The following is a 24,773-nucleotide window of genomic DNA, read 5'->3' on the forward strand; positions in this document are numbered from 1 at the left end:
CATGGCCGATGCTCCGGGCACCGCGCCCCGCGCGCGTCCCAGTGTGGTGACGCTTTCCAGCTGGCTGCTCATTCTCGTCGCCGCGATCCAGGTGGTGAACCTGATCGTGGCGCTGACCGTCGCGGGCACCGTCCGCGACGTCCTCACCGACGCGTACGCGGGCTCCTCGGCCGAGGGGGCCGCCGACATCGCGTACGTGTTCAGCATCGTCACGGCGATCGTGTCGCTGCTGATCGCGGCCGGGCTCGTCGTGCTCGCGCTGCTGAACAACAGGGGCAAGAACGCCTCCCGGATCACCACCTGGGTGCTGGGCGGCATCCTGCTCTGCTGCACCGGCGGCGGGCTGCTCACCGGCCTCACCGGTGGCATGACCGGCGGCACCGCCACGGGTGACATGCCCAGCCCGGACGAGATCCAGCGCCGGCTCGACGACGCTCTGCCGTCCTGGTACACCCCGGTCAACCTGCTGCTGGGCCTGGTGGCGCTGCTCGCCCTGCTGGCCGCGCTGATCCTGCTGGCGCTGCCGAAGGCGAACGAGTTCTTCCGCAAGCCCAAGGCCGGCTGGGAGCCGCCGGTACCGGGCGGCGCGTACCCGGCGGCCCCGGGGCACGCGGGTGACCCGTCGTACCCGTCGTACCCGTCGTACCCGCCGGCTCCCGGCACCCCGCCGCCGTCCACGCCGGGCGGTCCGCCGCCGTCGGCCGGTCAGCCGCCGGCCGGGCCGGCCGGTCAGCCGGGCGAGCGCCGCGACCCGGAGCCGCCATCCGGAAGTTGACGTCCGGATTGAGGCGACGCCGACGATCCCTCCGAGTAGGTTGCATCCGACGCCTACCGGAGGGATCAGTCGTGTCGTACCCCGATCGGGCCGCCCCCCGCCGGCCGGGCGCCGTCCTCGCCGCGGTGGCGGTGCTGCTGGCGATGGCGGTCGGCGCCGTGGCGTACGCGGTGGCGAACCTCGCCGTCACCGGCGGCACGGTGGACCGGTTCCGGGCCGCCGCGGCGGACGAGACCGGCGCGAGCGGCGGCGACATCGACCAGGTGGCCGGCCTGCTGCGCGCCTCGACCTACCTCGCCGCCGTGCTCGGCGTGCTGGCCGCGCTGCTGCTGGTCGGGCTGGCGCTCGGCCTGCTCGCCGGCCGGTCCGGGGCCCGCGTGGGAACCTGGGTCGTCGCCGGCACCGGCCTGCTCTGCGGCTGTTGCGGGCTGGCGTTGCTGGTCGGCCAGCGGGCCGCCCCGTTGCAACTCGGCCCCGAGGACCGGATCACCGCCGACCTGCTCGGGCTGGTCGGGGACGCCTACCCGGGGTGGTGGATCCCGGTGAACGCGGTGGTCTCGGTGGCGCAGATCCTCGGCTATCTGGTGGTCGCCGCGCTGCTCACGTTGCCGTCGGCCGGCGCGTTCCTGCGCAGCGGCACCGGACCGGCGCGGCCGTCCGGGTACGGCGCCACCGTGTCCGGCGCGCCCGTCTCCGGGCCGACGCCCTGGGGACCGCCGCCCGGCCTGCAACAAACGTCCGCCCCGCCCGCGTCCGCCCCGCCCGCGTCGCCGTGGGCCGCACCGCCGCCTCCCGAGGACCGCCCATGACCGGTGACACCCACCCCTCCCGGCGCCGTGCCCTGGTCACCGGCGCCAGCCTCGGCATCGGCGAGGCGTTCGCCCGGCGGCTCGCCGCCGACGGCTGGGACCTCGTCCTGGTGGCCCGGGACGCCACCCGGCTCGACGCGCTCGCGACCGAGCTGACCGGCCGGCACGGCGGCGACGCGGAGACGATCGCGGCCGATCTGTCCACCGAGGACGGTTGTGYGACGGTCGAGCGCCGGCTTGCYGACGGCCCACCGGTCGACCTGCTGGTGAACAACGCGGGGATCAGCTTGAACACCTCGTTCGTCCGGTCGCCGGTGGCCGACGAGGCGCGGCTGGTACGGCTCAACGTGCTCGCGGTGCTGCGTCTGACCCACGCCGCGCTCGGCCCGATGATCGAACGAGGGCAAGGGGCAGTGATAAATGTCTCTTCCGTTGCGGGCTTCGGTGTCCCCATGCCGGGATCCACGTACTCGGCCAGCAAGGCGTGGGTGACGAATTTCAGCGAGTCGATCGGCCAGTCCGTCGCGCCGCTCGGCGTACGGGTGATGGCGCTCTGCCCCGGCTACACCCGCACCGGCATCCACGAGCGGGTCGGCATCGACATGTCGCGCCTGCCCGCCTGGGCCTGGCTGCGTGCCGACGATGTGGTCGCCGAAGGGCTCCGTGACCTGCATAAAGGCAAGTTCGTGAGTGTCCCGGACTGGAAGTACAAGGTGGCGGTCGCCGGGCTGCGGTACGCCCCGAAGCGCCTGCTGCGGGGCTTCCGCCGGGACACCCGGGGCGCGGTCGACCGGCGACGCGGCTGAGCGGCGGCGGGGCCGGTCGGCGGCCGACCTCGATGGACGGTCGCGCAGCGTAGCCGCTCATCGCCACCCATCGGTCGCCCACTGGGTTGACCAGGGCGGACCCCGAGCACGGCTCTCAGACTTGCGAAGTACTCTCTTGGGCCATGGGCGACCGCGACGACCTGCGCAAATTCATCAGTGACCTGGCTGTGGTCCACGGCCGGGTGGTGCTCTCGTCGGGCCGCGAGGCGGACTGGTACGTGGATCTGCGCCGGGTCACGCTCCATCACGAAGCGGCTCCGTTGATCGGTCGGGTCATGCTCGATCTGACCGCCGACTGGGCGTACGACGCGGTTGGTGGGCTGACCCTGGGCGCCGATCCGGTGGCCGCCGCCATGTTGCACGCCTCGGCCGGCACCGACGGCGCGGTGGACGCGTTCGTGGTCCGTAAGGAGGGCAAGGCGCACGGCCTCCAGCGCCGGATCGAAGGTCCGGACGTGGCCGGTCGCCGGGTCCTGGCGGTTGAGGACACCTCCACCACTGGCGGAAGTGTTTTGACGGCGGTCGAGGCATTACGCGAGGCGGGGGCCGAAGTGGTGGGTGTGGCGGTTATTGTTGATCGAGGCGCCGGCGACGCGGTGCGAGCCGCCGGATTGCCCTATCGGGCGGCCTATACGTTGGCTGACCTCGGCCTTGTGGCGTAAAAGTCTGCCGATTCGGATCTGCTGATATGCAGGCGGATCGATGCTGCTGGTGGAAGGATGGAATACGTGGGAACTGCGTTGGCTGAAATGACCATGCCTCAGATCTCGCCGCTTGCCGGCGAGCCGATCGAACGCGCCGACGCCGAGCGGCTTGCGGGGGTCCTCAAGGCCCTCGCGGACCCCGCACGGCTGCGGCTGCTCAGCCTGATCCAGTCGGCTCCCGAGGGGGAGGCGTGCGTGTGTGACCTCACCGCGCCGCTCGGCCTCTCGCAGCCGACGGTCAGCCACCACCTGCGAATCCTCACCGAGGCCGGCTTGCTGGAGCGGGAGAAGCGCGGGGTCTGGGCGTACTACCGGCTGGTGCCGTCCGCGATCGCCACGATCGCGGATCTGCTCACCCCGCCGCGGAAGCGGGCCACCAAGAAGGCTCGCTGAAACCTTTCGGGCCGGCCCGTAGAGGGTCGTCCCGGCCGGGTGCCCGGTGGCGTGCGAGGGGTGGCGCCATCAGCGCACGATGACGGCTGCGGCCGTTCGTGTGACCCGGTTCGATCAGTCATGCCGAAGGCCGGTCCTCGCCCGAGGGCCGGCCTTCGGTGTCTGAACCGTGCTCAGCGGCGGTGCTGCCCGCCGTCTCCGTGGCCCGGCCGGTGCTCCTCGATGCCCTCGCGAGCCGCCTCCACGGTGCCGGCCACGGTCGCCGCGGTGATCACCGCGACCGCCTCGCCGCGCTTGCGCGCACGCCGGTCCCGCAGGAACTCGAAGAAGATCGGCAGCACCGAGATCACGATGATCAGCGCGACCACCGGCAGGATGTACCTGTCGATCTTGTCGCCGATGGCGTCGTAGATCTGCCGGGCCAGCAGGTAGCCGATCAGCAGGATGCCGTCGACCCAGAGGACCGCGCCCACCACGTTCCACACGAAGAACTGGCGGGCCGACATGCCGAGCACGCCGGCCACCGGGTTGAGGAACGTCCGCACGATCGGGATGAACCGGGCCAGCACCACCGCCTTCGCCGGCCCGAACTTCTGGAAGTAGTACTCGGCCTTCTCCACGTACTCCCGCTTGAACAGACGGGAGTTGGGCTTGTCGAACATGCGGCGGCCGTACCGGGCACCGAGCCAGTGCCCGAGCTGCGCGCCGACGATGGCGCAGAGCGGCCCGCCGATCAGCAGCCCGGCCAGGGACAGGCGGGTGCCGTCGCCGAAGATGGCGTCGGCCACCGGGGAAGCGGCCACCCCGGCCAGGAACAACAGCGAGTCGCCCGGGAAGAAGAAGCCGACCAGCAGCCCGGTCTCGGCGAAGAGAATGACCCAGACGCCGATCATGCCGAAGGTGTGGATGAGGTCCTTCGGATCGAGCGGGTTCAGCGCCACGCTCTCGGAGAACATCCGTGTCTTCTCTGCTGTGTCCACGGCCACACAGGGTACCCCGGCCCGGTCCGGCATTTCGGCCGGACCGGGCGTCCTCGTCAGAGGCGGGGATCGACGGGCTCGGACTCGCAGGCGAGGATCGCGAACACCAGCTCGTGGCGGCGCCAGAGCGGCGCGTCCTCGGCCAGGGCGTCCAGCGCGGCCAGGCCGAGGCCGTGCTCGCGCAGCGCGAGCCCGCGCTTGCGACCCAGCGAGCGCCGGCGCAACGCGGCGAGCTGACGTGCGTCCGTGTAACCGGGACCGTAGATGATCCGCAGGTACTCGCGGCCCCGGCACTTGATCCCCGGCTGCAGCAGCGGGCCCTTCGGACCACGGGCGGCCAGGCCCGCGTACGGCTTGACCACCATGCCCTCGCCGCCGGCCGCGGTGAGCGCCAGCCACCACTGCGTCGCGTCCGCCACCGCCGACTCGTCGGACAGGTCCACCACCCGCCGCCGGGTCGGGGTGAAGAACTCCGGGTCGGCGGCGCAGAGCCGGTCGGCCAGCGCCAGGTGCCAGCCGTGGTCGCGGTCGGCGTAGCTCACCCCGGCCCCGGCCAGCACCGCGAACGGTGCCAGCGTCACCCCGCGCAGCCCGTCGGTCGGCCGGACGTACGCCCGGTAGGCCGCCGAGTAGGCGGTCACCTCGGCGGCCCGCTCGGCCATCCGGTCACGCAGCCCGTCCACCGGCAGCCCGCGCGCGGCGGCCGAGTCCAGCGCGGCGAGCACCGGCGGCAGCGCCGCCCGCCCGGCCGCGCCCACCCCGGCGTACTGCTCGCGGATCAGCCCGCTCGCCTTCGCCGACCAGGGCAGCAGCTCGGCGTCGAGCAGCAGCCAGTCGGTGCCCAGCTCGGCCCAGAGACCGGCGGTGGTGACCGCGGCGCGCACCCGGGCCAGCAGCTCGCCGTCGAGCGGCGGACCGAAGAACGGCCTGCCGGTACGGGTGTGCACCACCCCGCCGTCGAACCGGCCCGGCTCCCGCTCCACGAGCACCACCGCCCGCGAGCCCATGTGCTTCTCCTCGCAGACCACCCGGTCGACACCGGCCGCCCGGTAGTCGGCGAACGCCTCGGCCGGGTGCTCCAGGAACCCCTCGACAGTCGACGTGGAGCAGGGCGCCATGGTCGGCGGCAGCCACACCAGCCGGCCCGGGTCGACAGCGAAGCGGCTCATCACCTCCAGCGCGGCGGCGGCGTTCTCGGCCGGCACTGTGAGCGACCCGTACGGGTGGGTGACGTGGCGTCGCCCGGTCACGTCGGCCAGGTCCAGCACGGTGTCCGGCCGCACGGGCGCGACCGGGACCAGCGGCCGGGCCGGGGCGTACCACTCCTTCACCGCCGGTACGGCGACCAGCTCCTTCTCCGGGTAGCGCAGCGCGGTCAGCTTTCCGCCGAACACGCAACCGGTGTCCAGGCAGATGGTGTTGTTCACCCACTCCGGCTCGGGAGTCGGCGTGTGCCCGTACACGACCATCGCCGAGCCCCGGTAGTCGCGCGCCCACGGGTAGCGCACCGGCAGGCCGTACTCGTCGGTCTCGCCGGTGGTCTCGCCGTAGAGCGCGAACGACCGCACCCGGCCGGACGCCCGCCCGTGGTACGCCTCCTTCAGCCCGGCGTGCGCCACCACCAGCCGGCCGCCGTCGAGCACGAAGTGGCTCACCAGGCCGTCGATGAACGTCTCCACCTCGGCGACGAACTCCGGCGGCTCCGCGGCGAGCTGCTCCATCGTCTCGGCCAGACCGTGGGTCAGCCGGACGTCCCGGCCGCGCAGCTTGCGCTGCAGCTTCTGCTCGTGGTTGCCCGGCACGCTGATCGCGTGGCCGGCCGCCACCATGCCCATCACCAGGCGGAGCACGCCGGGGGAGTCCGGGCCGCGGTCCACCAGGTCACCGACGAACACCGCGGTACGCCCCGACGGGTGCTCCGCGTCCACCGGGCGGCCCGCGTCGTCGCGTCGCAGCACGTAGCCGAGCCGGGACAGCAGCGCCTCCAGCTCGGTACGGCAGCCGTGCACGTCCCCGATCACGTCGAACGGGCCGGTCAGCTCGCGCCGGTCGTTGAACAGCTTCTCGTAGCGGATCTCCGCGGCGTCGATCTCCTCCACGCCGCGCAGCACGTGCACCTTGCGGAAGCCCTCGCGGGCCAGCCGCCCGTACGACTGCCGCAGGTCGCGGCGCATCCGGTTGAGCACCTGCCGGCCGAACGTGCGGTCGGTGCGCGCCTCGGTACGCTCCCAGGCCACCGCCTCCGGCACGTCCAGCACGATCGCCACCGGCAGCACGTCGTGCTCCCGGGCGACCCGGATCAGCCCGGCGCGGGCGTGCGGCTGGAGGTTCGTCGCGTCGACCACTGTCAGCAGGCCGCGCCGCAGCCGGATGGCGGCGACGTGGTGCAGCGCGTCGAACGCGTCGGCGGACGCGGACTGGTCGTTCTCGTCGTCGGCGACCAGGCCGCGGAACGTGTCCGAGGAGAGCACCTGGCTGGGCGCGAAGTGCCGCCGGGCGAACGTGGACTTGCCGGAGCCGGAGACGCCGACGAGCGCCACCAGTGCCAGCTCGGGGATGTCCAGGACGGTCATCGGTTCGTCGCCTCCTTTCGGTCGTCGCTGGTGTTCTCGTTGCGGTCGGCGCGGGTGAGCACCGCCATCTGGGTCGGCGCGCCCACCTCCGGGTCGTCGTCGCCGACACCGCCGACGACAGCCGTGTAGCCGTGCGCCRCCGCCACCTGATCCACCCAGGCCGCGAACTCGGCCCGGGTCCACTCGAACCGGTGGTCCGCGTGCCGGAACCGGCCCGGCCCGAGCCCCTCGTAGCGGACGTTGTACTCGACGTTCGGGGTGGTCACCACCACCGTGCCCGGCCGGGCGTGACCGAACACCGCGTCCTCCAGCGCGGGCAGGCGCGGCGGATCGAGGTGCTCCACGACCTCCATCAGCACCGCCGCGTCGTACCCCCGGAGCCGGTCGTCGCGGTAGGTCAGCGCCGACTGCCACAGCCGGATCCGGTCCCGCTGCCGCTCCGGCAGCCGGTCCAGGCGCAGCCGCCGGGCCGCCAGGCCGAGCGACCGGTCGGACACGTCGACGCCCACCACCTCGGTGAAGCGCCGGTCCGCGACGAGCGCGGTCAGCAGCGCGCCGCCACCGCAGCCCAGATCCAGCACCCGGCTCGCACCGCTGTCCCGCAGCGCGGCGAGCACCGCCTCGCGCCGCCGTACCGCCAGCGAGGCGCGGCGGACGTCCTCCACCACCGGCGCTTCTCCGGGCGCGGGGTCGATGCTGTCGTCGGCGGGCGGCTCGTCGGCCAGGCGCAGCTCGGTCAGGCGGGCCATCGCCACGCCCGCGAGCGCCCGGCGGTGCGCCAGGTAGCGCCGCGTGATCAGGGCCCGCTCCGGATGACCGGCCAGCCAGCCGGCGCCCGCGCGCAGCAGCTTGTCCACCTCGTCCGGCGCCACCCAGTAGTGCTTCGCGTCGTCGAGCACCGGCAGCAGCACGTACAGGTGGTTGAGGGCGTCCGCGAGCCGCAGCGTGCCGGTCAGCGTCAGGTCGACGTAGCGGCTGTCACCCCACTCCGGGTACGTCTCGTCGAGCGGGATCGGGGTGGCCGTCACGGTCCAGCCCAGCGGGGCGAAGATCCGTACCGCCAGCTCCGCGCCGCCCCGGCAGCGCAGCACCGGCACCCGTACGGTCAGCGGGATCGCGGTCGCGGCCAGTTCGGGACGGTCACGCGACTCGCCCCGCAGCGCGGAGCGGAACACCTTCGACAGCGCCGACGAGAGCAGGCTGGAGGCCGCGTACGGGCGGTCGTTGACGTACTGCCCGAGCGCGAAGCCCTCCGGCGCGCGGTTCTTCCGGCCCCCGCCCAGCCTGAGTGGATCGACCTCGACCAGCAGCGCCGCCGTGCAGCGCGCCTCGTCCGCCTCCGGGTAGAACACATGCGCGGCGCCGGCGGGCAGATCGAAGGTCTGCACGCGGTCCGGATGCTTCACCAGGAGGTGGCCGAGGTCGGTCGCGGGGCGGTGGGTCGTGGTCAGGGTCAGTAGCACTTGTCGATGATCTCGTTGTTTTCTGGTTTTTGTCGTGGGGGTTTCCGGGGGAGCCCGGCCCGCTCCGGGCGGTCAGGCTTGATCCCTGCGCAGGCCGGGCTCCCCCGGAAACCTGACGTGGTACCCGTCGCGTCGACCTGTGCTGCTTGGTGGTTCTGCTTCTATGTGGTGGTGCCCCGCCGACCTGCGGTCGGCGGGGCACCTTTGTGCTTCTCGTCAGGCTACGAAGCGGGTCTTGCGGCGGCGGGTCAGCACGTAGCCGACCGCGCCGGCGGCGAGCAGCAGCGCACCGAGGCCGGCGATCAGGCCGGTGGAGGAACCGGTGATCGGCAGCGTGCCGCCGTCACCGCCGCCCTGGCCACCGTCGCCGCCACCCGGCGCCGCGTTGACGACGACCTTGGCGGTGTCGTTGGCCGGCTTCAGGTCACGGTAGAAGCCGCCGTCGCACTCGCACGGCACGTTGATCTTCACGAGGCCGGTGTCGTTGGCGATCACCTTGTCGATCTTCAGGCCGAACTCCAGCTTCACGGTGTCCCCGGCCTTCAGGAACGAGTCGAAGTAGCAGCGGTAGTGACGCGCGCCCGGCTTGCCCGGCTCACCCCACTCGTCGCCCTTCACCGGGAAGCAGTTCTCCGGCACGGCGGTCGTGGTGGTGCCCTTCGGCACGTCGAAGGTCAGGTACGTGACCGAGCTGCCGGAGCGGCTGTAGTCGAGCGTGGCCGGGCCGTTGTTGCGCAGCCCCACCGTCGCCTTGACGGTCGCGCCCGCCTTGCCGGTGACCGACGCGCCGAGCGCCTCCAGGTCGGTGCTGTTGTTGCCGGTGACCTTCACCTGCAGGTACGAGGCGTTGTTCTCCGGCCGCGGGTCGGCCTGGAAACCCCGCGCGGCGGCGCGGCCGGCGGCCTCGGCCAGCGTCAGCTTGCCGTCGGTGCCCGGCTTGCCGATGGTCACGTCGTAGTTGCCGAGGTAGTTCTCGAAGTCCTCGAACTCGTCCGGCGTCATCCAGATGATCTCGCCGTACCGGTTGCCGGGCGCCATGGTGTCCGCGCCGAGCGCGTACGGCAGCGTCGCGCCGAACGTGCTGCCGCCGGGGAGCTCCTCGTCGAACCGGCAGGTGCGCAGCTCGTCACCGACGTACGTGCAGTTGCTGTAGTGCTTGGCGGCGTTCATGCCGTAGTCGTTGTAGAAGACGACGGCGGCGCCCTTGGCGGTGGTCTCGCCGACGTTCGTCACCTTCAGCGGCGCGGTGAAGCCCTTGCCCGGAGCGGCCGACACCGTGGTCTCCGGGCCGGCGGCCAGGTCGACGCCCTCACCGACGCGCACCTTGGCCTCGTGCGAGACGCTGTCGACGCCGTTCGCCGACAGCGTCACCTTGAGCGTGCCGGTGTCGCCGTCCTGGGCCTTGCCGGTGGGCTTGATCTGCACCGGGAAGACGCCGGACAGACCCCACTCGTCGAGCTCCACCTCCCAGGGCGTCGTGCACACGAGCACGTTCGCCGACGGCGAGGTGCAGTCCGTACCGGTGTTCTCCTCCTCGCCGACGGTCACCTTGCCGGCGAGGCCGGTGAGGTCGTAGCGGACGGTGAGGTCGTGCAGCACGACCGAGGTCGAACTGCGGATGATGCTGTAGTCGATCTTGCCGTCCGAGTCGGCGGCGATCGTCGTGTCGCTGAAGTAGACGCCGAGCTTGACCTTGGGGTCAGCCGCGAAGCCGGGTGTGGCGGAGGCRGCGACGAACGCGCCTGCGACGCCCAACCCGGCGAGCAGACGCCGGCTGGAGTTGCTGAGCATGTGGAGGGTCCTCCCGTGGGGGTGATCAGGTGGAGCCCACGGAGCTTAAAGATTCCTTAAGGGATCGCGTTGTCCCAGATGATGAATATTGACCGAACGGATGATCGTCGCCGCCGCAATGTTCCAGCCGCCCGGGACCGTCCTTCAAACGGACACCGGGAGGTGCAGTGACGTACGAGGAGTTCGCCGACGCGCGGTTGGGCGCCCTGCTGCGGTACGCGGTCATGCTGACCGGAGACCCGCACCAGGCCCAGGACCTGGTGCAGGACACCATGGTCCGGGTGCAGCTGCACTGGCGGCGGGTGGCTCGCAGCGACGCCCCGGAGCGATACGTGCGACGCATGCTCACCAACCAGTTCATCGACTGGCGGCGCGGCTCGTGGGCCCGGCGCGTGCTGCTGCGCGGCGACGTCGACGACTCGGTGCCCGCGTCCGCCGACCACGCCCAGTCTGCAGTCGACCGGGACCAGGTCCGCTCCTGGCTGTCCCGACTGCCCCGGCGGCAGCGCGCCGCGCTGGTGCTGCGCTACTACGAGGACCTGCCGGACGGGGAGATAGCCGAGATCCTCGGCTGCGCCGTGGGCACCGTCCGGTCCAGCATCTCGCGCGCGCTGGCCACCCTCCGAGCCGAACTCGTGGAGGTCTCCTGATGATCGAGGACGAGCTGCGGGCCGCGTTCGCCCGCCTCGAGGAGTCGACCCCGCCCGTCGGCCCGGTCCGGGCCGCCGTCGACCGGGCGGTGATCACCCGCCGTCGACGCCGTCGGCGCGTACGCCTGGCCGGCACGGCGCTGGCGGTCGCCGCCGTCGCGTTGGTCGGCTTCACCGCCATGGCGCCCCGGCCACCGGCGCCCACGGCGGCGCCCCTGCTCGCCACGCCGGATCCGGAGCCCGGCGGCGCGCTGAACCTGCTGCTGCTCGGCGTCGACCAGTCGGCCGGCAGCCGCCGTGCCGACTCGGTGCTGCTGGTGCACGTGCCGGCCGACCGGAGCCGGCTCTACCTGGTGTCGCTCCCGCGTGACCTGCTGGTGCCGGCGCCGGGCGGAACGGAGAAACTCAACGCGACCTTCTCCCGCGCCACCGGTTCGGGCACCGACCTGGCGGCCGGCTACCGGGCGACCCGCCAGGCGGTCGCCCGGCTGACCGGGGTACGCGTCGACGCGGGCGCGGTGCTCACGTACCCGGGGGCCCGTGACCTGACCGACGCGGTCGGCGGCGTGCCGGTCTGCCTGCCGGAGCCGGTTCGCTCGGTGCACACCGAGCGGCGCTTTCCCGCCGGATGCCAGCGGCTCGACGGCGCGGCGGCGGTGGACCTGCTGCGGCAGCGGTACGGCCTGCGCGACGGCGGACTGGACCGCGACCGCAACGCGGCCCGCTACGCCGCCGGCCTGCTCCGCCAGATGCGTGAGCGGGGAACGGCGACCGATCCGGCGCAACTCAACCGGCTGCTCATCCGGATCGGCCCGGCCGTCACTGTCGACGCCGGTGACCTGTCGTTGCCGGCGCTGGTGGGCGCGACCGCCCGGGCCGGCGCCGCCGAGCCGGTCGCGGTCGCCTTCCCGGTGCTCGCCGAGTGGAACGGTCGCGGGTACGAGGCGGACCCCGAACTCACCCCGGGGTTCCTGGACGCGCTGCGGGCCGACCGGCTGGGGGAATGGGCCGCCGCCCATCCGGCCCGGGTCACCGGCCTGCGGTGACCCGGGCGCCGGATCAGCGGTAGTCGTCCTCGTCGGCGGTGACGACGCGGGCCTGCTCCATGGCGTCCCAGTCGTCGACCTCCAGGCCGCGGTGCGGCTCGCCGTCGCTGTCGTCGGTCACCGTGGTGGCCTGCTCGACCGCGTCGGCCGGCTCGGCCTCCAGGTCCCGCTCCTCCGGGGCGAGGTGGTCACTGGGCGCGAAGTCCTCGTCGGGCTGACCCATCGTCCCTCCCTGTCTCCGTGCGGGCATCGTCCCCACCACCGTACGGGCTGGTCCGGGTCGCCGCCCGGCGGCGGGCGGAACGCGGAGTCGGCGATTGTCCCGCTCCTGGCGCGCGGCCGGTGCCAGGATGGTTGCCATGGGCTTTCTGATCCGACTGGCGATCACGGCGGTCGCGTTGTGGATCGCGACGCTKATCGTGCCCGGGGTGGAGGTGAGCGGCCGTAACACCGGCAACAACGTGCTCACCCTGATCGTGGTGGCGCTGGTCTTCGGTGTCGTGAACGCGGTGCTCAAGCCGCTCATCAAGGTGTTCGGCTGTGTGTTCTACCTGCTCACGCTCGGCCTGTTCGCGCTGGTGGTGAACGCGCTGCTGTTCATGCTGACCGACTGGATCGCCGGTCTGCTGAAGCTCCCGTTCCACGTGGACGGGTTCTGGRCCGCCTTCTGGGGCGCCATCGTGGTGGCGGTGGTGAGCTGGCTGATCRGCGTCGTCGTTCCGGACCGGCTGGAGAATCGGTGAGCAGCGCCCGGGCCGGTTGTGCCCCGTGCGCGCTCCTACGGGATACTGCCCGCGGTGGACAGCGCGGTCCGGCGCACCCGTGGACGTGAGCGACCGGAACGGTCGCGCCCATGGAAGACAGCGGCCTGCACGGCCGAGAGCGGTAAGTAAGGAGCGTTCGACATGCCCATCGCTTCCCCTGAGGCTTACGCGGAGATGCTGGACCGGGCCAAGGCCGGCCGGTACGCGTACCCCGCGATCAACGTGACCTCCTCGCAGACGCTGAACGCGGCGCTCAAGGGCTTCGCCGACGCGGAGAGCGACGGCATCATCCAGGTCTCCACCGGCGGCRCGGAGTACCTGTCCGGCCCGTCCGTGAAGGACATGGTGACCGGCGCGGTGGCGTTCGCCGCGTACGCCCACGAGGTCGCCAAGAAGTACCCGGTGAACATCGCGCTGCACACCGACCACTGCCCGAAGGACAAGCTGGACAAGTTCGTCCGGCCGCTCATGGCCATCTCGCAGGAGCGCGTCAAGGCCGGCCAGGAGCCGCTGTTCCAGTCGCACATGTGGGACGGCTCGGCCGTGCCGGTGGCGGAGAACCTGGAGATCGCCGAGCAGCTCCTCACCGAGGCCGCCAAGGGCAAGATCGTCCTGGAGATCGAGGTCGGCGTCGTCGGCGGCGAGGAGGACGGCGTCGAGAACGCCATCAACGACAAGCTCTACACCACCGTCGAGGACGGCCTGGCCATGGTCGACGCGCTCGGCCTGGGCGAGAAGGGGCGTTACATGGCGGCGCTGACCTTCGGCAACGTGCACGGCGTCTACAAGCCGGGCAACGTCAAGCTGCGCCCCGAGGTGCTCAAGCAGATCCAGGACGCGGTCGGCGCCAAGTACGGCAAGGACAAGCCGCTCAGCCTGGTCTTCCACGGCGGCTCCGGCTCGCTGCTCTCGGAGATCCGGGAGGCGCTGGACTACGGCGTGGTGAAGATGAACATCGACACCGACACCCAGTACACCTTCACCCGCCCGGTCGCGGACCACATGTTCCGCAACTACGACGGCGTGCTGAAGGTCGACGGCGAGGTCGGCAACAAGAAGATGTACGACCCGCGCGTCTGGGGCAAGGCCGCCGAGGCCGGCATGGCCGCCCGCGTGGTCGAGGCCTGCGAGCACCTGCGCTCCACCGGCACCACCATGAAGTGACCCTCCGCGTGTAAGGAAGGGCCCCTTGTTAACGCCGTGCGTTAACAAGGGGCCCTTCCTCTACCGGAGGCGTTAAAAGGGGGCCCTTCCTTTCACTGCACCAGCAGGCGGACGGCGTCGCGTACGTCGTCGGTCAGGTGGATCGTGTGCGACAGGTCGCCGAACGGGGACGCGGCGAACAGCGGCCGCAGCAGCGACTCCACCGGCAGCTCCGTGGTCCAGTACGCGCGGTCCAGGAACACGTACGCCCCGCTCGCCCCGTCGGTGCCGTAGAACGTCTTCGTGGCCGCCTGGAACACCTCCTGCACGGTGCCGGCCTTGCCTGGTGCGAACACGATCCCGCCCCGGGCCAGCCGCAGGATCGTGTCCTCCCGGATGGCGTTGGAGAAGTACTTCGCGATCCGGCCCGCGAACAGGTTCGCCGGCTCGTGGCCGTACAGCCAGGTGGGGATGGCCAGCCCGCCGGACCGGGCCCACTCGGTGCCGGGCGCCGACGGACGGGGCGACGGCAGCGACGGGCCGTCCGCGTACCGCTTGCGCACCGCCAGCGCCGCCGCCGTGTACCGCTCGTGGTCGGTGAAGTCCGGCGCGACGGCGAGCGTGTCGATCGCGGCGGACAGCTCCTCGGCCGGCCACGCCGCGAGGAACGCGCCGAGGTTCGCCGCCTCCATCACGCCCGGACCGCCGCCGGTCACCACCAGGCGGTCGGCCCGCGCCAGCTCCCAGCCCAGCACCGCCGCCATCCGGTACGCGACGCTGCCGCGCGGCACCGCGTGCCCGCCCATCACGCCCACCACCGACTGCGGGCCGTGCGCGGCCAGCCACGACCGGGTGGCGTCGGCCAGCGCGTTGTCCACACCGTGGTCGTGCAGTCGCTGCCCGAGCGCCTCGCGTACGTCCGGCAGCGCGCCGCCGTGCGCCCGGAAGTGCGCGTACACCCGGGTGTCGTACATCCCGGCGAACCCGCTCTCGGCGAACCCGGCGGCCAGCTCGTCGGCCGTGTAGAGGTGCGACGGCTGGGTCGGGTAGGGCAGCCCGGAGAACGGCGGGACCACGTTGGCGCCCCGCCGGACCAGGTCCGCGCCCACCTCGCGGCCGGCGAACCGGCAGCCCACGAAGAGCGTGCCGGTGACGTCGACGTGGCGCAGGTCGGGGACCGGGTCGAGGTCGAGGCGGAGGCCCTGCACGGTCAGCCCGGCCAGGGTCCCCCCGGCCAGCCGCTGCTCGAACGCGGTGCGGGTCTCGATCTCGTTGACGTGGGGCGCGTGCGGCTCGATGACGTCCGCGGGTGGTGGGGTCGGCACCCCGTCATCCTGCCTCCGCACGGCAAGTGCCGAAACCGGGGGCGGGAACGACAGGAGCCCGGCGGGCACGCCGCCGGGCTCCTGCGTAACCGGGTCCTGGGGAGGCTCCGGATCTGTATTTGTAGTGCAAGAACCACGTCGGCGGCATGGGCCGCGGGTACGTGTGCTCCCGCCGCAGGCGTGACGAAACCCTCAGCCGTTCAGCCAACCGTACGGGCGAGGCCCCTCGCGTACCCGATGGCGAAGCGGGTTGAATGGGGCGATGCAGAACCTGTTGCCTGAGCCACCGGCCACCCTGCTCCCGGCCCACGAGGAGGCCGACGCCGCGCTGGCGGCGGCGGCCGAGCAGGGCACCGACGAGGCGTACGCCGAGGTCGCGGCCCGCTTCCCGACCTACAGTGCGGCCTGGGCCGCGCTGGCCGGCCGCGCGCTCGCCGCGGGCCAGGTCGTCACGGCGTACGCGTACGCCCGCACCGGCTACCACCGGGGCCTCGACCAGCTGCGCCGCAGCGGCTGGAAGGGCCACGGCCCGGTGCCCTGGTCGCACGCGCCCAACCAGGGCTTCCTGCGCTGCCTCTACGTGCTGTCCCGCGCGGCGGGCGAGATCGGCGAGGCGGACGAGGCGGCCCGGTGCGCCCAGTTCCTCCGTGACTGCGACCCGGCCGCCGGAGACGCGCTCTCCGGCGACTGACCACTGCCGCGACGGCCGGTCCCCACCCGGGTACCGGCCGTCGCGCCCGTCCTACAGCCCTTCCGCCACCGACGCGGCGATCTTCAGCCAGGCGTCCCGGGTGGCGGAGGAGAGCTGCCCGTACCGCAGCGGCTCGCCGGTGTCGATGAGCCGCTCGTACGGCGCCAGCAGCACCGCCCGGGTCCGCGCCGCGAAGTGGGCCTGGATCGCGGGCAGGTCGATCTCCTTGCGCGACGGCGGCATCGACACCACTGTCACCGCCTGCCGGACCAGCCGCTGCCGGCCGCTCTGCTCCAGGTGGTCGAGCATCCGGGCGGCGGTCTCGGCCGAGTCGTTCCGGGCCGACATGGTCACCACGAGCTGGTCGGTGGCGTCCATCGCGGCCTGCCAGTTCTGCGCCCGGACGTTGTTCCCGGTGTCCACGAAGATCAGCTTGTAGAAGCGGCTGACCACCTCGCGGATCTCCGCGAACGCGGCGGCGGTGAGCATCTCGCCGCCGGTCGCCGACTCGTCCGAGGCGAGCACGTCGAACATGCCCTCGCCCTGCGAGCGGACGTACTGCGACAGATCGCCGACCCGGCCGTGCGGCCCCTGGAACTGCGCCAGGTCGCGCAGCATGTCGCGCACCGTACGGGCGTGGAAGTCCTGCTGCGCCCGCATGCCGAGGGTGCCCTGGGTCTCGTTGTTGTCCCAGGCCAGCACGTATCCGCCGCGCTTCTGGCCGAACGTCATGGCGAGCAGCAGGATCGCCACCGTCTTGCCGGCGCCGCCCTTCGGGTTGACCACAGTCACCTGGCGCAGCCCGCCGAAGTTGCGGCGGACCATCTCGATGTCGCGCTTCACCTCCTGCTCGTGCCGCCCGGGCGCGAGCCGGACCAGCCCGATCTTGTTGACCACCGCGCGTACGCCCATGGTGGCCACCGGGTCGACCGGCCGGGCCTGGCGGCGGCGGGCGAAGTCCTCGGCGGTCGGGGGTACCGCCTGCTGCGGCGTCCAGCCCTGCTCCGGGTACGCCGGCTGCTGTGGTGGCTGGGGCGCGGCCGGGCCGGACACCGGCGGCGCGGGCACGTGCGGTGGCACCGGGGCGCCGGTCTGCGCCGGCCCGGTCTGCGCTGGGCCGTTGTGCGCCGGGCCGTTGGGCGCCGCGACTGCCTGCGTCGGACCGGCCTGCGCCGGACTGGCCTGCGCCGGACTGGTCTGGGTCGAGCCGGTCTGGGGCGGGCCGGGCTGTGGCGTCCAGCCGGGCGGCGGGTACCAGCCGGGCTGGCCGGGTTGCGGCTGGTAGCCGGCCTGCGGGTAGCCGGCCTGCGGGTAGCCGTTGCCGTAGGGCGACGGCGGCGCCGGCACGCCCGGCGACGGTGGGAACGGCCCGAGACGCGGCGGCTCCGGCGCCGGCTCACCCGTGCCCGGCGACGACGCTCCGGTGACCTGCGCCCGGCCGGTCACCGGGGCGGTGTCGGGCGGCGGGAGCGCAGTGCCGGCGACCGAGGCCCGGCCGGAGACGGCGCCGTCGGCGTGGACGGCCCGCGCCGGGTCGGTGCCGGACCCCGGCGTGTCGCTGTCAGCGGGAACGAGGTCCGGTGCGGAGTCGGCGGTGGCCCGCTGCGGCGGCTGGGCCCACGGCGACGCGGCCCGGCCGTTCCCGGCGGCCTCGCCGTCCGCGTCGGCCGATGCCCGCGCGTCGGCCGAGCGCGCCGTTGTCCGCGTGTCCTCCGGGTCGGCTGCCGTCTGCGTGTCAGCCGGGTCCGGCAGTGTCCGCGTGGCGGCCGGGTCGGGAGCGGGCGCGCCCTGCAACGAGGGATATGCGGCGGCCGGATCCGGGCCGGGCGCTGCCTGCGACGCGGGAGGCGTGGCGGCCGTGACCGGTGAGCCCGGCTGGGCCGGCGCCGCGCCGGCAGGCGGCTGGTCGAGCGTGAACGGCAGGTCCAGGTCGACCGCGGGCGCCGGTGGCACCGGGGCGTCCGACGCCGACGGCGTGGGGGCGTCGGCCGGCGGAAGCGGCCAGGGCACGGCCGCCCAGGGCGGGGCGGTGACCACGCCGTCGGTCTCCTCCGGCGGCCAGAGCGGCTCGACGTCCCGCTCCGGCACCTGCCCTCGACCCGGCACGTGGGCCCGGTCGTCGTTGTCGTGCACCACGGTTCCTCCCCATTCCTTCCGCCGAGGATAGGCGGTACGGCCAGCGGCGCGAGCCGGACGGGGATCGACCGAGGTCAGCCCGTCCAGACCGCCCAGGCGCCCGGCTCGGTCCACCAGGAGCGCTTGCGGCTCAGCTCGCCCTCGACGCCGTCGTCGAGGAAGGGCACCTTCTCGTCGCGGGGCACCACCGCCACCGCACGTCCCCGCGCCCGCCGTACCTCCAGGCGGACCTTCTTCCGGCCCAACGCCGACCGGGTCACCACTGGTACGGCGACGCCGACCGTCACCCGTCCGTCGGCCGGGTCCGGCCCGCCCAGCAGGTCCACCTCGCCGAGGCGCGCGTACCCGCCCGCGTTGCCGATCGCGCACGCGGTGATCGGCTCGGCGCCGTCACTGAGCACCGTGCCGTCGACCTCGACCCGGGCCCGCCAGTGCAGCGGCCGGCCGGCGTCGTCGGCGGCGCCGAGCAGCGCGCCGTCGAGCGTCACCGAGCCGCCGTCGTTGCGCAGCAGGTCCAGCCGCCGGGCCGTGCCGTCCAGCACCGCCGCGGCCACCCCGGCCGGATCCCGGGGCAGCCCGAGCTGCGCGGCCAGGTCACGCGCCGTCCCGGACCGGGCCGGATCGAGCGGGAGTACGCCGACCGGGGGCAGGTCGGGCACCGTCCGATTGTCGGCCAGGTCAGCGGGGCGGCGGCTCGGCGGCGGAGCGTACCGGCGCACCAGCCGGCGCAGGACGGCGCGCAACTGACCGTCACTGGCCGTGGCGACGATCAGCCGGGTCTTGCCGTCGGGATCCGGCCAGGTGAGGCCGTCGGCGCGCGGTGGGCCGTCGAGCCGGGCCAGCACCTCGTCGATCTCGGCGTCCGACCGGGCGGTCACCGTGGTCACCCGGGCACCCCGGGCGGTCAGCTCGTCCGCGCAGGCCAGCACCGGTACGCGCGGCGTCTCGCAGCGCTCCTCGCCGCTCTCGGCGGCGGTGTCGTCCGCGCCGCCGCAGCAGGCGCCGCCGCTGCCGCAGCCACCACCGGGAGCGTCCCGCTCCGAGCCGAGGGTGAGCAGCACCACGTCGTACACGAAGGAGCCTCCTGCTTCTCGACCAACCCCTGCTGGTCCCGCCGTCACTACTTGTTAGCCTGACACCCCGGGCTCGCAGACCGGTCGCCACCTGGCACCCGAGCCTTCTGGAGGCGGAAGAGATGCCAGCGATCGTGCTGCTCGGCGCCCAGTGGGGCGACGAGGGCAAGGGCAAGGTTACCGACCTGCTGGGTGAGCGGGTCGACTACGTCGTGCGCTACTCCGGCGGCAACAACGCAGGCCACACGGTGATCACGCCGGACGGCCAGAAGTACGCGCTGCACCTGATGCCGTCCGGTGCGCTGTCACCGAGCGCGATGATCGTGATCGGCAACGGCGTGGTGGTCGACCCGAAGGTGCTGCTGCAGGAGATCGACGGGCTCGCCGAGCGCGGCGTGGACGTGTCCCGCCTGCGCATCTCCGGCGACGCGCACCTGATCATGCCGCATCACCGGGCGCTGGACCGGGTGGTCGAGCGCTACCTCGGCAGCGCCCGCATCGGCACCACCGGCCGGGGCATCGGTCCCGCGTACGGCGACAAGGTCGCCCGGATGGGCATCCGCCTGCAGGACCTGCTCGACCCGGGCATCCTGCGCAAGAAGCTGGAGCTGGCGCTCCGCGAGAAGAACCAGCTGCTGTTCAAGGTCTACAACCGCAAGGCGATCGACGTCGAGGAGACGGTCGAGGAGTACCTCCAGTACGCCGAGCGGCTGCGCCCGTACATCGCCGAGACCCGGGTGATGCTCTGGGACGCGCTCGACCGCGGCGAGACCGTGCTGCTGGAGGGCGCCCAGGCCACCATGCTCGACATGGACCACGGCACCTACCCGTTCGTCACCTCGTCGAACCCGACGGCCGGCGGGGCGTGCGTGGGCGCGGGCATTCCGCCGACCGCGATCACCAAGGTCATCGCGGTGAGCAAGGCGTACACGACGCGGGTGGGCTCCGGCCCGTTCCCGACCGAGCTGTTCGACGACAACGGGCAGCACCTGCGCAAGGTCGGCCACGAGTACGGCACCACCACCGGCCGGGAGCGCCGCTGCGGCTGGTTCGACGCGGTGGTGGCCCGGTACGCGTGCCGCCTCAACGGCGTCACCGACCTGGTGGTCACGAAGCTGGACGTGCTGACCGGCCTGGCAAAGGTGCCGATCTGCGTCGGGTACGAGATCAACGGTGAGCGGTTCGACGACATGCCGATGACGCAGACCGACTTCCACCACGCCACGCCGATCTACGAAGAGCACGACGGCTGGTGGGAGGACATCACCAAGGCGCGCACCGAGGACGAGCTCCCGGAGAACGCGAGGCGCTACATCGCCCGCATCGAGGAGCTGACCGGCACCCGGGTGAGCGTGGTGGGTGTGGGCCCGGGCCGAGAGGAAAACGTCCTCCGCCACCCCCTCCTCCCCTAACCCCACCCTTTGTCGTTGATCAAGGAGTTTGTGTCCAGTCCGGCGTCGGATCCGTACACAAACTCCTTGATCAACGGGGCGGTCGCGGAGTGGCCACCGGGAGAGTAGGTCTGTTTATCCACAGGGTTGTCCACAGGGGTTTCGGCTGTGGAGTGGCGCGGGGGAGCCTGCGCGTGTGGGTGAATTCGACGAGCTGACGCGGCTGGCTGCCGGGCAGGGCGGGTTCGTGACGGCGGGGCAGGCGTTGCGCCTGGGCCTCGGCCGGGAGCAGATCCGGTACCTCGTCCGGGCCGGACGATGGACGCGCGTCTCGCGCGGCTGCTACCTCCCGTCCGCAGGGCCGACGGCGGTGGCGCTGCGACGTGTCCGCACCCGCGCCGCGATCGCGAGCCTGGGGCCGGGCGCGGTCGCCGTACTCGACACCGCCGCCGAACTGCACGGCATCGCCGGCCTTCCGCCGGCGGCGGCGATCCACGTCTCGGTGCCGCCGGACCGGCCGCACGTGCAACGCCGGGCGGAGCCGGGACTGACGGTGCACCAGTTGACGCTCGCCGACGCGGACGTGTGCCAGGTCGAGGGCGTGCCGGTCACCACACCGGCGCGGACCGTTGCCGACGTGTTGCTGCGGGCTCGGCGCTACCCGGCGGTGTGCGTTCTCGACTCCGCGCTCAACCAGGGGATCCTGGCCGAGGACGACCTGTCCCTGGTGCTCGCGCATTTCGCCGGACGCCGCGGGGCGGTCGCCGCCCGGGGGTACCTGGCCGAGGCGGACGGCCGGGCACAGTCACCCCTGGAGACCCGCACCCGGCTCCGCTGCGTCGACGGCGGCGTGCCGCCGGACACCCTCCAACTGCCGGTCCGGGACGAGGACGGTTACCTGCTCGGCATCGGGGATCTGGCATGGCGGGGCGAGCGCCTGATCGCCGAGGCGGACGGCCGGGCCCCGCACCTGACCCCGGAGGCCGTCTACGCCGACCGCTTCCGGCAGAACCGCCTGGTCAACGCCGGCTGGCGGATCCTCCGCTTCACCTGGTCCGACACCCTCCGCCCCGACTACATCCCCCAGACGGTCAGACGAGCCCTGCGCCAGAGCCGTCACCCACCCAGTTGATCAAGGAGTTTGCGGCCGGAAAACCCCAAATCTGGGACGCAAACTCCTTGATCAACGGGGTGGGGTGGGGTGGTCAGTAGGATGCGGGGTCGTGCGCGTACTTCTTGTGGGTGGTGGTGGGCGGGAGCACGCTCTCGCGCTCGGACTCGCCGGGGATCCGGCTGTCGAGGCGCTCGTCGCAGCGCCGGGGAATCCGGGGATCGGCGAGGTCGCCTCGCTTCGGGAGGTGACACCCACCGACCCGGCGGCCGTGGCGGCCCTCGCCGTCGAGGTCGCGGCGGACCTGGTGGTCATCGGCCCGGAGGCGCCGCTGGTGGCGGGCGTCGCCGACGCGGTACGCGCCAAGGGCATCGCGGTGTTCGGCCCGAGCGCGCAGGCGGCCCGGCTGGAGGGCTCGAAGACGTTCGCGAAGGACGTGATGACGGCTGCCGGTGTCCCGACCGCGCGCGCGTACACCTGCGAGGACGCGGCTGCGGTGGCGCGGGCGCTGGACGAGTTCGGCGCGCCGTACGTGGTGAAGGACGACGGGCTGGCCGCCGGCAAGGGCGTCGTGGTCACCGACGACCGGGCCGCCGCCGAGCGGCACGCCGCGGAGTGCGGCCGGGTGGTGATCGAGGAGTACCTGTCCGGTCCCGAGGTCTCCCTGTTCGTGGTGACCGATGGTGAAGCGGCGGTGCCGCTGCTGCCCGCGCAGGACTTCAAGCGCGTCGGCGACGGCGACACCGGCCCGAACACGGGCGGGATGGGCGCGTACGCGCCGCTGCCGTGGGCCCCGCCGAACCTGGTGGACGACGTGATGCGCGACGTGGTGCACCCGACGCTCGCGGAGCTGCGCGACCGGGGCACCCCGTTCGCCGGCCTGCTCTACGTGGGCCTGGCGATCACCCCGTCCGGCCCGCGCGTGATCGAGTTCAACGCGCGCTTCGGCGACCCGGAGACCCAGGTGGTGCTCGCCCTGCTGGAGACGCCGCTGGGTGGGCTGCTGCACGCCGCCGCCACCGGCACGCTCGGCGCGCACCCGCCGCTGCGGTGGCGCGACGGCGCGGCGGTGACAGTCGTGGTGGCGGCCGAGGGCTACCCGGCGGGCCCGCGTACCGGTGATGTGATCACCGGCGCGGACCGCGCCGGGATCATCCACGCCGGGACCCGCCGCGACGCCGACGGCACGTTGCGCTCCGCGGGCGGCCGGGTCCTCTGCGGTACGGCGACCGGCCCCGACCTGGCCGCCGCGCGCGACGCCGCCTACGAGTTGGTACGCGAGGTCGAGCTGGCCGGCTCCCACCACCGCACCGACATCGCGGCGGGTGCGGTGGAGGGCCGGATCACGATTCCCGGCTGACGGACGGCGCCCGGCGGCGGGACCGGTTCGCGGGGCGCCGTCCGTCAGTCGAAGTAGCGGCGCAACTCCCGGCTCAGCACCTTGCCGGTGGCGTTGCGCGGCAGGTACTTGACGAACACCACGTCCCGCGGCACGGAGAAGCGGGCCAGGTAGCGCCGGACGTACTCGCGGACCGCGTCCGGGTCGAGCGTCTCGCCCGCCCGCAGCGCCAGGAACGCGGCCAGCCGCTGGCCGTAGTCGGGGTCCGGTACGCCGATCACCGCGACCTCGCGGACCTGCGGCAGCCGGGCGATCAGGTCCTCCACCTCGGACGGGAACACGTTCTCGCCGCCGGAGACGATCATGTCGTCCGCCCGGCCGTCCACGAAGAGCAGGCCGTCGGCGTCGAGCCGGCCGAGGTCGCCGGTGTCCAGCAGGCCGTCGCGGCTCTCCCGCCCGACGCCCGAGGTGTAGCCCTCGAAGAGCATCTCGTTGCCCACGAAGATCCGCCCGACCTCGCCGTCCCGGACGGGGCGGCCGTTCTCGTCCAGGATCGCCAGCCGGGTGCCGTGCGGCGGCCGGCCCGCGGTGGTGGGCGCGGCGCGCAGTTCGCGTGGGCCGGCGATGGAGGCCCAGGAGACCTCGGTCGAGCCGTAGAGGTTGTACAGCACGTCGCCGTAGCGGTCCATGAAGGCGGTGGCCAGGTTGCCGGGCAGGGCGGATCCGCTGACCGCGACCACCTTGAGCGGGGGCCGGGGCAGCGGCGGCTCGACCTCCATGAGTCGTTGCAGCATCACCGGTACGGCGAACATCGCGTCGCACCGCTGGGCGACGAGCGCGGTCAGCGTGGCGGCGGGGTCGAATCGGCGGTGCAGCACGACTGTGGCGCGCAGCGCGAACGAGACCTGGAGGGCGGCGTACCCCCAGGTGTGGAAGATCGGCGCGGCGATCATGGTGGTGTTCCGCGCGTGCAGCGGGATGCGGTCGATGATGGACACCAGCGGGCCGAAGCCGTGCGGGGTGGGGCGGCGGGCGCCCTTGGGCGCGCCGGTGGTGCCGGAGGTCAGCACTATGGTGCGGCCGTCCCGCTCGGGCGGCTGGAGTTGTTCGCCGGGGACCGCGGCGGCGATCAGCTCCTCGTGCCGCCGTTCGTCGACCCGGTGCACCTCGGCGGGGAGGCCGAGGACGCGCTCGGTGAACTCGCCGTCGTGGACCAGGACGCGCAGGCCCTGTTCCTCGGCCACGGTGCCCAGCTGAGCCGCGGACAGTCCGGTGTTTACCAGGACGGCGTCCGCGCCGAGCAGCATCGCGGCGACTATCGCCTCGATCAGGCCGTGGTGGTTGCGGCAGAGCACGCCGACCCGGTCGCCGGCCTGGACGCCGAGGTGGGACCGGAGGGAGCGGGCCAGCCGTTCGGAGCGCTCCAGCAGTTCCTGGTACGTCATGGTGGCGCCGCGCTCGTCGACCACCGCGACGCGGCCGGGGTCGCGGGCGGCGGCCTGGCGCAGCTCCCCGGCGAGGCTCCAGCCCCACCGGCGCAGCGCGTTGAGCTGCGAGACGACCCGGATCGGGCGGCCCGGGGTGAGCAGTCCACGGCGGGTCAGCGTGGCGGCGATGAACGGCAGGTCCAAGGCGCAACTCCTTCGCGTTCGTGGTTCGTCGACCAGGCTCCGGACGGATCGGCCGTCCGGTTTTGCGTGATCTTGCGCCCGATCGCGGGTCGGGTCGGCCAGGCGGGGGCGCCCGGCCCGCGACGGCGCTGCCTGTCGTCACGGGCCGGGCGGCGTGC

At 73.1% G+C, this 24,773-nt stretch carries 22 protein-coding genes; 13 read left to right on the plus strand and 9 right to left on the minus strand.

Annotated features, from left to right (window positions below):
* Position 1: 1 nt before the first annotated feature.
* From A8711_RS10700 to A8711_RS10720, 5 genes are all read left to right on the plus strand, one after another.
* Positions 2-775, plus strand: coding sequence for a hypothetical protein (locus tag A8711_RS10700; protein ID WP_069088113.1), 774 nt, complete (start codon positions 2-4; stop codon positions 773-775).
* A gap of 71 nt (positions 776-846) precedes the next feature.
* On the plus strand, positions 847-1,584 hold the full coding sequence (locus tag A8711_RS10705; RefSeq protein ID WP_069088114.1) for a hypothetical protein: 738 nt from the start codon (positions 847-849) through the stop codon (positions 1,582-1,584).
* Entirely contained in the window at positions 1,581-2,390 is an 810-nt protein-coding gene (locus A8711_RS10710) for an SDR family oxidoreductase (protein WP_069088115.1), read from the plus strand. Before A8711_RS10705 ends, A8711_RS10710 begins: the two co-directional genes overlap by 4 nt.
* A gap of 143 nt (positions 2,391-2,533) precedes the next feature.
* Positions 2,534-3,073: an orotate phosphoribosyltransferase gene (pyrE, locus tag A8711_RS10715; protein WP_043327566.1), complete on the plus strand. Its 540-nt coding sequence runs from the start codon at positions 2,534-2,536 to the stop codon at positions 3,071-3,073.
* 57 nt (positions 3,074-3,130) lie between these two features.
* Positions 3,131-3,508: a helix-turn-helix transcriptional regulator gene (locus A8711_RS10720; protein WP_007454255.1), complete on the plus strand. Its 378-nt coding sequence runs from the start codon at positions 3,131-3,133 to the stop codon at positions 3,506-3,508.
* Between the two features lie 173 nt (positions 3,509-3,681).
* On the opposite strand, the gene A8711_RS10725 is transcribed toward A8711_RS10720, so the two are convergent.
* The 4 genes from A8711_RS10725 to A8711_RS10740 all read right to left on the minus strand — a co-directional run bounded on the left by A8711_RS10725 (position 3,682) and on the right by A8711_RS10740 (position 10,315).
* Entirely contained in the window at positions 3,682-4,521 is an 840-nt protein-coding gene (locus A8711_RS10725; protein WP_043327565.1) for a DedA family protein, read from the minus strand.
* Positions 4,522-4,544: 23 nt separating this feature from the next.
* Positions 4,545-7,061: a polynucleotide kinase-phosphatase gene (locus A8711_RS10730; RefSeq protein ID WP_069088116.1), complete on the minus strand. Its 2,517-nt coding sequence runs from the start codon at positions 7,059-7,061 to the stop codon at positions 4,545-4,547.
* Positions 7,058-8,524 (minus strand): 3' terminal RNA ribose 2'-O-methyltransferase Hen1, encoded by a 1,467-nt coding sequence (locus A8711_RS10735; RefSeq protein ID WP_069088117.1) that lies wholly within the window; start codon positions 8,522-8,524, stop codon positions 7,058-7,060. The genes A8711_RS10730 and A8711_RS10735 overlap by 4 nt, the downstream gene beginning before the upstream one ends.
* Positions 8,525-8,740: 216 nt before the next feature.
* Positions 8,741-10,315, minus strand: a complete 1,575-nt coding sequence (locus tag A8711_RS10740) for an LPXTG cell wall anchor domain-containing protein (RefSeq protein WP_069088118.1) — start codon at positions 10,313-10,315, stop codon at positions 8,741-8,743.
* 167 nt (positions 10,316-10,482) lie between these two features.
* Between A8711_RS10740 and A8711_RS10745 the strand changes: the two genes are divergently transcribed.
* Positions 10,483-10,965 carry a SigE family RNA polymerase sigma factor gene (locus A8711_RS10745; RefSeq protein WP_043327561.1) on the plus strand — a complete coding sequence of 161 codons (483 nt, stop codon included), beginning with the start codon at positions 10,483-10,485 and terminating at the stop codon, positions 10,963-10,965.
* Positions 10,965-12,011: an LCP family protein gene (locus A8711_RS10750; RefSeq protein ID WP_069088119.1), complete on the plus strand. Its 1,047-nt coding sequence runs from the start codon at positions 10,965-10,967 to the stop codon at positions 12,009-12,011. The genes A8711_RS10745 and A8711_RS10750 overlap by 1 nt, the downstream gene beginning before the upstream one ends.
* A gap of 13 nt (positions 12,012-12,024) precedes the next feature.
* Here A8711_RS10750 and A8711_RS10755 read toward each other — a convergent pair whose 3' ends face one another.
* Positions 12,025-12,234 (minus strand): hypothetical protein, encoded by a 210-nt coding sequence (locus A8711_RS10755; protein ID WP_030500565.1) that lies wholly within the window; start codon positions 12,232-12,234, stop codon positions 12,025-12,027.
* A gap of 136 nt (positions 12,235-12,370) precedes the next feature.
* Here A8711_RS10755 and A8711_RS10760 point away from each other — a divergent pair, with 136 nt between their 5' ends.
* Positions 12,371-12,754, plus strand: coding sequence for a phage holin family protein (locus tag A8711_RS10760; RefSeq protein ID WP_069088120.1), 384 nt, complete (start codon positions 12,371-12,373; stop codon positions 12,752-12,754).
* 162 nt (positions 12,755-12,916) lie between these two features.
* Entirely contained in the window at positions 12,917-13,939 is a 1,023-nt protein-coding gene (fbaA, locus tag A8711_RS10765) for a class II fructose-bisphosphate aldolase (protein WP_069088121.1), read from the plus strand.
* Positions 13,940-14,031: 92 nt separating this feature from the next.
* On the opposite strand, the gene A8711_RS10770 is transcribed toward fbaA, so the two are convergent.
* A complete protein-coding gene (locus A8711_RS10770) occupies positions 14,032-15,243 on the minus strand; it encodes an LOG family protein (protein WP_210869622.1) in 1,212 nt (403 codons plus the stop codon).
* 262 nt (positions 15,244-15,505) lie between these two features.
* Here A8711_RS10770 and A8711_RS10775 point away from each other — a divergent pair, with 262 nt between their 5' ends.
* Positions 15,506-15,934, plus strand: a complete 429-nt coding sequence (locus tag A8711_RS10775) for a DUF3151 domain-containing protein (RefSeq protein WP_043327556.1) — start codon at positions 15,506-15,508, stop codon at positions 15,932-15,934.
* A 51-nt stretch (positions 15,935-15,985) separates the two neighbouring features.
* Here A8711_RS10775 and A8711_RS10780 read toward each other — a convergent pair whose 3' ends face one another.
* Both A8711_RS10780 and A8711_RS10785 read right to left on the minus strand, forming a co-directional pair.
* A complete protein-coding gene (locus tag A8711_RS10780) occupies positions 15,986-18,070 on the minus strand; it encodes a chromosome partitioning protein (protein WP_069088122.1) in 2,085 nt (694 codons plus the stop codon).
* A gap of 74 nt (positions 18,071-18,144) precedes the next feature.
* Positions 18,145-19,143 (minus strand): diacylglycerol kinase family protein, encoded by a 999-nt coding sequence (locus tag A8711_RS10785; protein WP_064447946.1) that lies wholly within the window; start codon positions 19,141-19,143, stop codon positions 18,145-18,147.
* Between the two features lie 122 nt (positions 19,144-19,265).
* On the opposite strand from A8711_RS10785, the gene A8711_RS10790 reads away from it, so the two are divergent.
* The 3 genes from A8711_RS10790 to purD all read left to right on the plus strand — a co-directional run bounded on the left by A8711_RS10790 (position 19,266) and on the right by purD (position 23,005).
* Entirely contained in the window at positions 19,266-20,555 is a 1,290-nt protein-coding gene (locus tag A8711_RS10790; RefSeq protein ID WP_043327554.1) for an adenylosuccinate synthase, read from the plus strand.
* Between the two features lie 175 nt (positions 20,556-20,730).
* Positions 20,731-21,666, plus strand: a complete 936-nt coding sequence (locus A8711_RS10795; protein WP_069088123.1) for a type IV toxin-antitoxin system AbiEi family antitoxin domain-containing protein — start codon at positions 20,731-20,733, stop codon at positions 21,664-21,666.
* A gap of 91 nt (positions 21,667-21,757) precedes the next feature.
* Positions 21,758-23,005, plus strand: coding sequence for a phosphoribosylamine--glycine ligase (gene purD, locus A8711_RS10800; RefSeq protein WP_069088124.1), 1,248 nt, complete (start codon positions 21,758-21,760; stop codon positions 23,003-23,005).
* A 44-nt stretch (positions 23,006-23,049) separates the two neighbouring features.
* Here the strand turns inward: purD and A8711_RS10805 are convergent, their stop codons facing one another.
* On the minus strand, positions 23,050-24,615 hold the full coding sequence (locus A8711_RS10805) for an AMP-binding protein (protein ID WP_069088125.1): 1,566 nt from the start codon (positions 24,613-24,615) through the stop codon (positions 23,050-23,052).
* Positions 24,616-24,773 lie beyond the last annotated feature (158 nt).

The sequence above is a fragment of the Micromonospora sp. II genome, from assembly GCF_001709195.1.
Classification (GTDB): domain Bacteria; phylum Actinomycetota; class Actinomycetes; order Mycobacteriales; family Micromonosporaceae; genus Micromonospora; species Micromonospora chalcea.

Coding starts and splice junctions, on each gene's coding strand:
- A8711_RS10755 (WP_030500565.1), bottom strand. CDS start 12,234: ATGGGTCAGCCCGACGAGGACTTCGCGCCCAGTGACCACCTCGCCCCG.
- A8711_RS10725 (WP_043327565.1), bottom strand. CDS start 4,521: ATGCCGGACCGGGCCGGGGTACCCTGTGTGGCCGTGGACACAGCAGAG.
- A8711_RS10750 (WP_069088119.1), top strand. CDS start 10,965: ATGATCGAGGACGAGCTGCGGGCCGCGTTCGCCCGCCTCGAGGAGTCG.
- A8711_RS10775 (WP_043327556.1), top strand. CDS start 15,506: ATGCAGAACCTGTTGCCTGAGCCACCGGCCACCCTGCTCCCGGCCCAC.
- A8711_RS10790 (WP_043327554.1), top strand. CDS start 19,266: ATGCCAGCGATCGTGCTGCTCGGCGCCCAGTGGGGCGACGAGGGCAAG.
- A8711_RS10700 (WP_069088113.1), top strand. CDS start 2: ATGGCCGATGCTCCGGGCACCGCGCCCCGCGCGCGTCCCAGTGTGGTG.
- A8711_RS10720 (WP_007454255.1), top strand. CDS start 3,131: ATGGAATACGTGGGAACTGCGTTGGCTGAAATGACCATGCCTCAGATC.
- pyrE (WP_043327566.1), top strand. CDS start 2,534: ATGGGCGACCGCGACGACCTGCGCAAATTCATCAGTGACCTGGCTGTG.
- A8711_RS10730 (WP_069088116.1), bottom strand. CDS start 7,061: ATGACCGTCCTGGACATCCCCGAGCTGGCACTGGTGGCGCTCGTCGGC.